Source organism: Cupriavidus sp. WS, from assembly GCF_000395345.1.
GTDB lineage: Bacteria > Pseudomonadota > Gammaproteobacteria > Burkholderiales > Burkholderiaceae > Cupriavidus > Cupriavidus basilensis_B.
Genome location: NZ_AQPL01000179.1, coordinates 1 through 2,641 on the forward strand (window position 1 = coordinate 1; position 2,641 = coordinate 2,641).

At 67.9% G+C, this 2,641-nt stretch carries 1 protein-coding gene and 1 pseudogene; one reads left to right on the forward strand and one right to left on the reverse strand.

Going from position 1 to position 2,641, the window contains the following annotated elements:
* Nucleotides 1-27: 27 nt before the first annotated feature.
* Nucleotides 28-1,692: a phage integrase family protein gene (locus K206_RS0115295; protein WP_020203274.1), complete on the reverse strand. Its 1,665-nt coding sequence runs from the start codon at nucleotides 1,690-1,692 to the stop codon at nucleotides 28-30.
* A 508-nt stretch (nucleotides 1,693-2,200) separates the two neighbouring features.
* Here K206_RS0115295 and K206_RS0115300 point away from each other — a divergent pair.
* Nucleotides 2,201-2,641 (forward strand): annotated as a pseudogene (locus tag K206_RS0115300) (DNA-binding response regulator); the annotation flags it as partial.

Consider the following 2,641-nt stretch of genomic DNA (forward strand, 5'->3'; position numbering starts at 1 on the left):
ACACCCCGCCAGAACACCCCGCCCAGATTAAGCAACTCCGCCAGCAGCGGCACCATCCCCGACGTCCGACGCCACCGAAGCACCACCCCCACGCGAAACCACGGGCTTCATCCGCGTCCGCCGCCCGGCCAGATCGCGAGGCGAGCGGGCCGCAAATTCTCCATCCGCTTCCGCCCGATAGCGCTCTATTGCCTGGCTGAGCAGCGCATGCAGGCCCCGGACCGAATATCCCGCGCCGGGTGAACTGTCGGCCTTGCGCCGTGCCCGCCCAGTCGGCGGCAGGCGCGGCGGTCCGACCAGGACGATGGGCTGCCCAGCGAGTGCGTCCCAGTCCAGCCCCCGGTCGTGCCAGTGGCGCACCAGCGCCGCGCGCGCCGCTTCGTCCAGATCATTTTCCGGGAAATACTTGTCCGCATCGCCAGCCGCGCCAAGCTGGTCGCGCCGGAATTCCGCGAGCTCGGCAAAGCCGATCGGCAGCGCCTGCAGCACGCGCACGGCGGCTTCGGCCGCGCGGTAGCGCAGGCCGTCGTCCGCCCGCGCCTGGGCGGACAGCCAGCCCAGGAAGCGGTCCAGCGAATCGGTCTCCAGCACCGTACCCGGCCGCAGCGGGGCCTCGCGCCGGGCACGCGCGCGCGGTTCCGTACGCGCCCGCGGCTCCGGTTGCCAGACATGGGATGCCACATGGCCGCGAAGCTGCAGCCATTCGAACAGGGCGCCCAGGATGCGCGACGCATGCAGGACACTGCTCTCCGAAAGCGGCCCGGTGAACGGCCGCCACGCCACCGAATCGCGCGGCGCCCGCGGGCCGACCCAAAGGCGCTCGGGGGCCGGCTGGCGCAGGAAGGCGAGGTAGTCCTGCCGGTCCTGCGCGTCGAGCGCCGCCAGCGGCTTGCGGCGCGCCGTGGCGGCCCACAGCAGAAGGCGCTCGGCTTCTTTGCGATAGGCCAGCCAGGTACTTTGCTGTGATTCATTTGCAGCCAGCCACGCGCCGACGGCAGCAAGATCGCTTGTAAAAGTGCTTTTTATTCCACTCGAAGGCTCGCCATCGGCTCCGCGAACCGGCGCCCGCATCAGCTCGAACGGCACCAGTTGCCGCAGGCCCGGCGCCAGCACGGCTTCGCCGAGCTTTCCCCGCGCCCCCACGTGATCGCGCAGCAGCGGCGCGCCATGCTCGTCCCTGACGATATCCCGATGCTCGGCAAGCCAGCGGTTGATGGCTCCGCCGGCAAGCGCGCCGATGCGCGGCACCGAGCGCCACCAGGCATTGCCGTGACGGTTGGCAAGCTCGACCAGAATATGTAGATTCGATATCTTCTGCGCGCGCAGGCGCCGCGCCAGGGCAGGGGAGAACCACAGCTCGATGCCGTGATCGGCCCGCGGCCGCGCCGTGCCCAGCCGCTCCAGCTCCGCCAGCGCCTCGACGCGGCGGTCCATGCCGCGGTTGGAGCGCCCGGGGCCCATTTCCAGCAATTCCGCCAGATCGGGGCGGCTGTGGAGGTGGGCAAGCTGCACCATGCGGTCGCGCAGGCCCAGCAGCACGCGCAGCGCGGACTCCCCGCCGGGGTCGTCGTCGCCGTCGTCGGACAGGTAGCGATCGGCCACCATCGTGGCCGGCATGCCCTGGACATAGGCCCGGACCGCGGCGAACTCACTGCGCGTGAGTGTCAGGCTGGGCACTTTGGCGGATTGCATGGCGTGAGCCCCGATTTGGGGCTAAGGTATTGATTCATAAGGCACTTGAACAGTCACCAAATGCATCCGGGTAGAAATGCATAGTGAAATCTAATGCCGATAATTATAGCCCGGATTATCCCGAAACCCGCAACGCCGGCGGGAACCCGCTACCGAAACCGGCGCCCGCCTCTCTTGTTCGTGCCCCGTTGACCGGCCCGCGCCGGGTGTAACCCTGACTTGCAATCATGTGTTGCAGTGCATATGCTCTGACCAGAGTTAGATTTTTTTAACTCTGACTTAAGAAGTATCGAAGAAGCAACGAAAGCGTAATAACAACGCAAACGGGGCGATCCGTAGACGGCACCAAGGGAAGTCAGGCACGCAGCGAACCTGGACGGGCACGCAGCGGCAGTCGGGAGCCGGGCCGGATCGTAGGGAAGCGCATCCACAGGATAGTGGGGCGTTTCCGACAGCATGTGCGGGTTGTCGCGGGGCTCGCCATGCAGCAACAAGAAAGAGAGCGGCCATGGCCACCATCCTCTTGATCGAGCCTCATCCACTCCTGCGCCTGGGTCTGCGCCATCTGCTGACGCAAGCGGGCCTGCATGGCGATCTGGTCGACATCGACCCGGGTTCCCTGCCCTATCCTGCCGAATGGCTGTGCCACGCCGATTTGATGATCTACGGCCTGTCGCCCGATCCCGCCACGCACTGGCAGGAAATGGAACAGGCCTGCCGGTCGCTGATGCCGCGCCGCGTGCTGGTGCTGGCCGATGAAGTCTGCACGCCGCCCGGCGCCGGCGAACTGCCCGGCAATGTGCGCGGCCTGTTGTCCAAGGCCTGCAGCGCGGACATGCTCGACGCGGCCATCCGGCTCGTGCTGGCCGACGGCGAATGCTTTCCCGCGCGGGCCCAGGCGGCGCGCGCTGGCGAGCAGCAGGCCTTCTCGCGGCCCGCGGCGCAGGCC